This is a genomic window from Thermodesulfobacteriota bacterium (genome assembly GCA_036397855.1).
Classification (GTDB): Bacteria; Desulfobacterota_D; UBA1144; order Nemesobacterales; family CSP1-2; genus DASWID01.
Window position 1 is genome coordinate 1 of sequence record DASWID010000037.1, and the last position, 7,878, is coordinate 7,878.

9 protein-coding genes are annotated in these 7,878 nt (G+C 41.6%); 5 read left to right on the forward strand and 4 right to left on the reverse strand.

The annotated features are described in order from the left end of the window. The 5 genes from VGA95_03030 to VGA95_03050 all read left to right on the forward strand — a co-directional run. Nucleotides 1–205, forward strand: a 205-nt coding sequence (locus VGA95_03030; GenBank protein HEX9665509.1) for an SDR family oxidoreductase, incomplete at its 5' end; no start/stop codon positions are given. 138 nt (nucleotides 206–343) lie between these two features. Beyond that, a complete protein-coding gene (locus tag VGA95_03035; GenBank protein ID HEX9665510.1) occupies nucleotides 344–1,798 on the forward strand; it encodes an NADH-quinone oxidoreductase subunit N in 1,455 nt (484 codons plus the stop codon). Nucleotides 1,799–1,932: 134 nt separating this feature from the next. Further along, complete coding sequence (locus VGA95_03040) at nucleotides 1,933–4,176, forward strand: DNA translocase FtsK 4TM domain-containing protein (protein HEX9665511.1); 2,244 nt, start codon at nucleotides 1,933–1,935, stop codon at nucleotides 4,174–4,176. Beyond that, a complete protein-coding gene (gene lolA, locus VGA95_03045) occupies nucleotides 4,173–4,847 on the forward strand; it encodes an outer membrane lipoprotein chaperone LolA (GenBank protein ID HEX9665512.1) in 675 nt (224 codons plus the stop codon). The genes VGA95_03040 and lolA overlap by 4 nt, the downstream gene beginning before the upstream one ends. Nucleotides 4,848–4,879: 32 nt before the next feature. After that, nucleotides 4,880–5,218 carry a hypothetical protein gene (locus VGA95_03050; protein HEX9665513.1) on the forward strand — a complete coding sequence of 113 codons (339 nt, stop codon included), beginning with the start codon at nucleotides 4,880–4,882 and terminating at the stop codon, nucleotides 5,216–5,218. 21 nt (nucleotides 5,219–5,239) lie between these two features. On the opposite strand, the gene nuoD is transcribed toward VGA95_03050, so the two are convergent. The 4 genes from nuoD to ndhC are packed head-to-tail and all read right to left on the reverse strand — an operon-like array spanning nucleotide 5,240 to nucleotide 7,863. Further along, nucleotides 5,240–6,463 carry an NADH dehydrogenase (quinone) subunit D gene (nuoD, locus tag VGA95_03055; protein ID HEX9665514.1) on the reverse strand — a complete coding sequence of 408 codons (1,224 nt, stop codon included), beginning with the start codon at nucleotides 6,461–6,463 and terminating at the stop codon, nucleotides 5,240–5,242. Nucleotides 6,464–6,518: 55 nt separating this feature from the next. After that, entirely contained in the window at nucleotides 6,519–7,034 is a 516-nt protein-coding gene (locus VGA95_03060; protein ID HEX9665515.1) for an NADH-quinone oxidoreductase subunit C, read from the reverse strand. Beyond that, nucleotides 7,031–7,516, reverse strand: a complete 486-nt coding sequence (locus tag VGA95_03065; GenBank protein ID HEX9665516.1) for an NADH-quinone oxidoreductase subunit B family protein — start codon at nucleotides 7,514–7,516, stop codon at nucleotides 7,031–7,033. The genes VGA95_03060 and VGA95_03065 overlap by 4 nt, the downstream gene beginning before the upstream one ends. Next, on the reverse strand, nucleotides 7,507–7,863 hold the full coding sequence (gene ndhC, locus VGA95_03070) for an NADH-quinone oxidoreductase subunit A (protein ID HEX9665517.1): 357 nt from the start codon (nucleotides 7,861–7,863) through the stop codon (nucleotides 7,507–7,509). Before ndhC ends, VGA95_03065 begins: the two co-directional genes overlap by 10 nt. Between the last annotated feature and the right edge of the window lie 15 nt (nucleotides 7,864–7,878).

Genomic DNA, 7,878 nt, shown 5'->3' on the forward strand with positions numbered 1-7,878 from the left:
TCCAGATATCCACGTTAATGCTATTGCCCCAGGTCCGGTACTGTTCCCTTATAACTTCACCGAAGGGGAAAAAAGGCAGGCTGTGGAAGGCACCGCTTTGAAGAGGAATGGTTCTCCGGAGGATATAGCGATGGGAGTAATTTTTTTAATAGAATCTGAATACATAACGGGCGAGGTCCTTCATATCAATGGTGGGATGTTTTAATAAACTCAGATAAAACTTTAATCTCTTTCAGCGAAAGTAATTCCGACCGGTAAAATACTTGACATAAACACATCACTCAACAATACTACTCTACTCAGCTTACATCCTACTGATCAAACCTACAACTGGAGTTAATAAATGGACTTGAGTGAAATTTTTAAGAGCACTCTCTTAATCGGACCAGAGATTACACTAATAATTACAGGAATGATACTGATAGTGATTGACCCTCTAATAATACGGGATAAAAAAAAAGAGCTTTTCTGGATAGTACTTACTGGCATCATAATTGCATTTATTCTTAACCTTAATCGGTTAAATAATTCCTCACTCGCCTTTTCGGGAGCGATTTCCATCGACGTATTTTCCGGCTACTTCAACATTATTTTCCTCATCAGTTGCTTTATCGCGATCGCCCTCTCTAGGGACTATACAAGTAATATGGGTTTTAGGCCGAATGAATTCTATTCGCTAATTCTATTCTCAACCTCGGGAATGATGATCCTCAGTTCCGCAAAAGAATTCATGTCCTTTTTTCTTGGTTTTGAAATTATGTCGATCTCCGTCTATATACTATCAGGTTTCAATAGAAGATCCGTACTTTCGTCAGAGGCAGGAATGAAGTATCTAGTCCTGGGAGGCTTTTCGTCCGCCATACTCCTCTACGGGATAGCCTTGCTATACGGGGCCTCTGGGACAATTTTCATCGATTTGATTGCGCTGCGATTCGATAGTAGTAACCCTCTATATTTAGTAGGATCGGCGTTGATCCTTGCAAGTATCATCTTCAAAATCGGTGCATTTCCCCTGCACCAATGGGTGCCAGACATATATGAAGGGGCTCCTATGACTGTAACAGGATTTATGTCAGTAGCAGTCAAAGCCGCAGCCTTTGCTTTTCTCCTGAGAATACTGTTTGTAGCTAATTACCAGATTGAAGGTGATTGGACACATGCTCTATGGATTGTATCAGCCTTTACCATGACCATCGGTAATCTTGCCGCAATCGCACAGAACAGTATAAAGCGAATGCTAGCTTACTCGAGCATCGCCCATGCCGGATATGCGCTAATCGGAGTAGTAGCGAATCTCGGAGGCAAAAGTACGGGTTTGGGTAGTGTGCTATACTACCTCTTCGCCTATTCTTTTATGAATCTTGGTGCCTTTGGCGTCCTAGCCTATTTATCTAAGGATGGAAAAGAATGCGAGACATTTGAGGATATTTCGGGCCTCTGGCAGAGAAAACCCCTGATTGCCATCGCATTCGGTGTCTTCATGTTCTCACTCGCCGGCGTTCCTCCAACTATTGGCTTTTTTGCAAAATATAGGGTGTTTCTTTCGGCAATAAAGGCCGACTTCTACTGGCTAGCCATCATCGGAATATTGAACAGCGTTGTATCAGCTTACTATTACTTGAGGGTACTAGTATATGCTTATATGAGAGATGAAAAAATCGAATTCCCTGCACTTAAGCCCTTCTCAGCCCTAGCCATCACCATACTTACAATCGCAACCCTACTCCTGGGAGTATTCCCACTTCAATCATGGAATCTTGCTATTAAGGCAGCGGGCCCTTTACTTCAAAATTACTGATTGCATATTCACAAGGTAGCCCTATCTATTTGACAATTAATTTTTCGTGGGCTATTTTTCATTAATTTATAATATGAAGTAAATTATTAAATTTGTGGAAATAACTTTTCTTTATTATTAAGATTTAATAAAACATGGCAAGAGCTAAAAGTACCGCGAAAGAAAAATCAGATTTCATAAAACGAGAAATTAGCGCAGCTTTATTGTTCACGATCGGTCTATTTTCCACCTTGAGCCTAATCTTTTACAGTACCAATTCCGGTTTTGACGTTAAAGGAGCTATGGGTACGTCAGGAGTCTTCATCTCAGATATGCTCGGGAGCGCGTTTGGAATTGCCTCTTTCGTGGTCCCGGTGGTAATGTTTTATACAGCAATATTGGTTTTTGTTAACAAACCAGGAGCCAATCTCTATAGGAAATCAATCGCAGCATTTATTTTCTTGTTTTCGACTACCGCAATCTTGGGACTGATTTTTGAAAATCGCTATCTCCTTGGATACAGTCCGCCCGGTGGCTGGGTAGGAAACATAATTTCATCAACGCTTAAGGGCAGAATCGCGGGAACAATAGGTTCCTATATGATTGTAACTATCCTTCTCATTTTGAGTTTAATTATTTTATCAAATCTAAGCCTGTCTCAAATTCTCGACTGGAGTGGGAAAACCGTTAAGATACTCATGGATGGAGCCGGATACTCTTTAAAACTTCTACGTATCGCAACTGAAACGGCAGTCGAAAAGTTATCGGTCTTATTTAAGAAACAGGGGACCCCTAGCCGAGTTGATAACAAGAGAATGAACATAAAAGTCAATGCATTAAATAAGACTTCTTTTAATAAAAACAATGCGGATAACACAGACAATCTACCTCAAATCGTGATTGAGAAACCTTCAAAAACGCCTGATGTTAAATCAGAACAGTTGGTTCAAGAGAGAGAGGACTTCAAGCTTCCACATATCGATTTACTAGATCCGAAGATAAAGGGGAACATTGTTATAGACAAGGAGGCGGTATACAAAAATGCGAAGCTGATAGAGGAAAAACTCTCCGATTTCGGTGTCTCCGGGAAGGTAACAGAGATAAGGCCCGGCCCTGTGATCACGATGTTTGAATATAAACCCTCTCCGGGAATCAAGATAAATAAAATCTCATCTCTATCAAGCGACCTGGCAATGGGGCTGAGTGCACTTAGCATAAGAATAATCGCACCGATTCCGGGAAGGGATGTGATTGGTATTGAGGTGCCAAATACCCAGAGAGAGACAGTTGTTCTCAGGGAATTATTAGAATCATCCGAATATATAAACAGTAGATCAATGCTTACACTCGCTTTGGGTCAGGATATATCTGGAATTCCATTCTACATGGATTTGCGCAGAGCCCCTCACCTCATGATAGCAGGGACCACCGGATCGGGTAAGAGTGTTTTTCTACATACAGTTTTAGCCAGTATGCTTTTCAAGGCTACTCCTTATGAGCTGAAATTCATTATGATTGATCCAAAGATGCTTGAACTCTCCATTTATGAAGATATACCCCACCTTTTACATCCAGTCGTGACAAATCCGAAGGAGGCTGCGGCAGCATTAAGGTGGGCAGTAAAGGAGATGGAACTAAGGTACAAATTGATGTCCGAAGTAGGTGTGAGAGACATCGAAAGCTACAATAGTTACATTGCAAGGTCCGATTCCAGGGAAAATGATCAAAATTCACTTCCATACATAGTTATTATTATAGATGAACTCGCAGATTTAATGATGATTGCACCAACCGAGATAAGAGAATCAATAACCAGGCTCTCGCAGATGGCTCGCGCAGCAGGCATTCATCTTATAGTCGCCACACAAAGACCCTCGGTCGATATAGTTGCTGGACTTATAAAGGCAAATTTTCCGGCCAGAATTTCTTTTCTAGTTTCATCAAGGGTAGATTCAAGAATAATATTGGACAGTACTGGAGCCGAACAGCTCCTAGGAAAGGGGGACATGCTATTCCTTCAACCTGGAACATCTAAATTACTCAGGATTCAGGGTGCCTTGATATCTGATGAAGAGAGAGAAAGTATTACAGAGTTTCTGAAATCTCAGGCCAAACCCGAGTATAATCAGGAAATCACAAAAATAGAAGAATCCGATACTCAACCGGAAATCGAAGAGGAGAAAGATGAACTATATTTTGAAGCTCTCAGAATCATAGCGGAAACCCGACAGGCTTCGATTTCAATGCTACAGAGAAAACTCAAAATAGGTTATAATAGAGCTGCCCGAATCGTTGAGATCATGGAGAAAGAGGGAGTAATAGGTCAACAGGAATCGGCAGGAAAGCCCAGAGAGGTATTCATAGATATAGATCAGGTGAAAGCGAGGCAAAGTAATTGAGAATCTTCATTGTTATTCTTTTTTTGACTTCAATTTTATCCGGTTCACAATTATTGGCGAAAGAAAATGAAAATCTTGATACGGTATTGAATCAGATTCAGGAAAAATATGAAAAGATAAACGACTTCAGTTCAAAGTTTACACAGGAAGCGACAGTAAAAGCACTAAACAAGGTACAGAGAGCACAAGGCGACGTGTGGTTTAAAAAACCAGGGAAAATGAGGTGGAACTATTCAAGGCCAACGAAAGATGAAATCGTATCTGACGGTATTACAATTTGGTTTTATAACGAAGAAGAAAAACAAGTTATAGAGTCTTCTCTAAGTGAGGTTATAGACACGCCAACAACGACTACTTTGATTTCGGGACTGGGGAATTTAAAAAATCTTTTCGATGCCCGCTTCTCTAAGAATAATCCCGCGAAAGAGAATAGCACCTATTTCATTGATCTTTCACCCAAAGAAAATAGTGAAGAGTACAGCAGTGTTACCATTGCAGTAGACAAGGATTCCATGCTCGTTAATACAATTTATCTCTATGATCCATTTGGAAACTTGACGACGGTTAAACTTAGCGACATGCAAATTAACAATGGGATACCAGACTCTTTGTTCATATTTAAAGCGCCAAAAGAGGCAGAAATAACAAAAGTGCCTCCTTCTGGCGGGTAATTAAATCGCACAAACAATGGGAGGAAGAATTGATGATATTGCAACTTTTAGGTACCATTGCTTTATCGATATTAATTTTCCTTTACAGCCAATCCGGCTATGGTCAACCGTTAGAGGGCTTTACTATCACGGATAATCAGATAACTTTTGCTCAGTCGCTCCCGAGTGAAATACCCGGAGTCATCTCCGCAAAATGGCAATCCCCAATCGACATTTGGGTTGAAGCTGACGAGGCTAATCAGTCAAGGGCAAAAGATATCGCACTCGACGTCATTTTTGAAGGGAAAAACATTTTAGACCAGAGTTTTTGTGTTCATGTGCATAATGGTAATTGGCAACAAATTGCCATGACCTGTTGGTCTTCACCATAAACACCTATCCAAGGACTGGCCCTATCTATCAACTTCACCCAACACGATATCAATGCTACCGATTGCCGCGACAACGTCGGCCAACAAACTTCCCTCAACCATTTTAGGCAGGGCCTGCAAATTGACGAAAGAAGGTCCCCTTACACGCATCCTATAGGGTTTCCCAGAACCGTCGCTCACGATATAATACCCCAGCTCCCCCTTCGGATTTTCTACTGAATGATAAACCTCACCAGCGGGTGTCTTAAATCCTTCATAGACGATTACAAAATGCCTTATAAGTGATTCCATTCTTGAATATACAAGATCCTTCGGAGGAAGGACTATTTCAGGCAGGTCCGCAATAAAGGGTCCGTCTGGTAGATTGCTCATAGCCTGTTCGATTATCCTAAGACTCTGATGCATTTCTTCTAATCTACATAGATATCGGGAGTATGCATCCCCATCCGTTGCAACAGGAATTTCAAAATCGTAGTTCTCATATCCGAGATAAGGTACCGCCTTTCTCACGTCATACGGAACTCCACTCCCTCTGAGAGCAGGTCCCGTAAGTCCAAGATCTATTGCATCCTCAGCACTTATATAAGCAACCCCCTTTGTTCTCTTGATCCAGATCTTATTCCGTGTTAGAAGCTTATCAACTTCTTTCAGGGTCTTAGGAAATATATTTAAAAAATTTCTTACAGCAGCCTCAAAGTTCTCAGGGAGATCTTCAGGTAAACCCCCTACCCTCGGATACGATGTGGTTAATCGAGCGCCACAAACCATCTCCAGGATATCGTAAATCCTTTCTCTCTCCTTGAAGCAATAGAGGAAAGCACTCACTGCACCAAGATCCATTGCATTTGTGCCTATCCCTATGAGGTGAGATTCTATTCTTCCCAACTCGAATAGAATGACCTCGGCAACTTTCGCCCTGTCTGGTATAGCCTCTTCGATACCCAATAGCTTTTCAATCGTGAGTATGAATCCTATGTTGTTACAAATTGATGCGACATAATCCATCCTATCAGTATAGGGAAGACACTGCTGGTAAGTTATATGCTCACAGAGCTTTTCAATCCCCCTGTGGAGATAACCGATATATGGAACTGCTTTCACTACTGTTTCTCCATCCAGACTTAGAACCACCCTGAGTACACCATGCGTGGAAGGATGCTGCGGCCCCATGTTAAGCATAAGGGTTTCACTCCGTGATTTTCCCTCAATATCGGATGGTACGGATAATAACTCTATTCTTTCCATTGATTGGCGAACGACTTGAAAATTAGTCGGTATTACTTAATAGAATCTCTTAAAATCACCCTTCTTCAAGGGCTCGCTCAAAACTCTTTTTTGAAGGTTCTCTATTTCTAACATCAAAGTCCTTTCGCAAAGGGAAGGGTTCATAATCTTCTGGCATCAGAATTCTTCTCGGGTCGGGGTGGCCCACAAATTCTATTCCGAACATGTCGAAAACCTCCCTCTCTAGCCAGTCAGCCCCACTCCAAACCGGTGTCACAGAATCAACACTTACATTATCTTCGGGAATTTCTACTTTCAATCTTATCTTCAGATTTTCATCAAAATCGGAACCAAACCTATGAACGTGATATATTACTTCATAGCGAGGGGTTTTAATTCCCAAATAATCTACCGCAGTTACATCGACTAGAAATAAAAAACCCATGCCAAATTTAAGATGCTTGCAAACTTCCCTGATATTTTCTCTCTTTATAATAAGGGTTATTTCACCCCTAAATAGTCTGCTGTCTATAACCACACCCGGGAAACTTTTCTGTAGAGACTGTATGATTTCAGGCAGATCTAAACTCATACAAGTGGTGCTCCCTCGATCTCTATCTTCTTCTGGATCTTCATAACAGCATCGATCAAAGCCTCTGGTCTGGGCGGACAACCTCCCACATAAACATCGACAGGAAGGAACTCGTCTATTCCCTGAACGACCGCATAGCTATCAAAAGGACCACCGCCACATGTGCATGACCCCATTGCAATTACCCACTTAGGTTCCGGCATCTGCTCATAGATCCTCCTGCAGATTGAAGCCATTTTATATGTTATTGTGCCGGATACTATCATCAGGTCGGCCTGTCGTGGAGAAAATCTGGCCACCTCAGCACCGAATCTTGATAGGTCAAAGCGTGAAGCAAACACCCCCATCATCTCGATTGCACAACAGGCTGTACCAAAAGGCATGGGCCATAGACTATTCTTTCGGGCCCAGTTTGCGAACGAACTGAGTTTTGTAGTTATAAAGCCGTCTCCCCCAAGGAGTGGGTTCATATTTACTCCCATTCCAGTGCCCCCGACTTCAAAACATAAAAATAACCACCAAGTATTATTAAGAAAAAGACAATTATTTCAACAAAAGCCAGAACACCCAATTCCTTAAAGATCACTGCCCATGCAAACAGGAAAACGGACTCCACATCGAAAAGTATGAATAGCGCAGCAATCAAGTAGTATTTTGACGGAAACCTTTGCCTTGCATCACCAATTGGTGGAACACCGCACTCATATGGGGTGAGCTTTCGCCCCACATGTCTTCTTGGTCCCAGAATATATGAAATACCAAGAAGTACGGCAGCAAGAAGTGTCGATAGAAACAAAATAATTAAAATTGGTATATAATCAGAAAGCACGAAATAAGGTTAAGT

Coding starts and splice junctions, on each gene's coding strand:
- VGA95_03035 (HEX9665510.1), top strand. CDS start 344: ATGGACTTGAGTGAAATTTTTAAGAGCACTCTCTTAATCGGACCAGAG.
- VGA95_03040 (HEX9665511.1), top strand. CDS start 1,933: ATGGCAAGAGCTAAAAGTACCGCGAAAGAAAAATCAGATTTCATAAAA.
- VGA95_03050 (HEX9665513.1), top strand. CDS start 4,880: ATGATATTGCAACTTTTAGGTACCATTGCTTTATCGATATTAATTTTC.
- nuoD (HEX9665514.1), bottom strand. CDS start 6,463: ATGGAAAGAATAGAGTTATTATCCGTACCATCCGATATTGAGGGAAAA.
- VGA95_03060 (HEX9665515.1), bottom strand. CDS start 7,034: ATGAGTTTAGATCTGCCTGAAATCATACAGTCTCTACAGAAAAGTTTC.
- VGA95_03065 (HEX9665516.1), bottom strand. CDS start 7,516: ATGGGAGTAAATATGAACCCACTCCTTGGGGGAGACGGCTTTATAACT.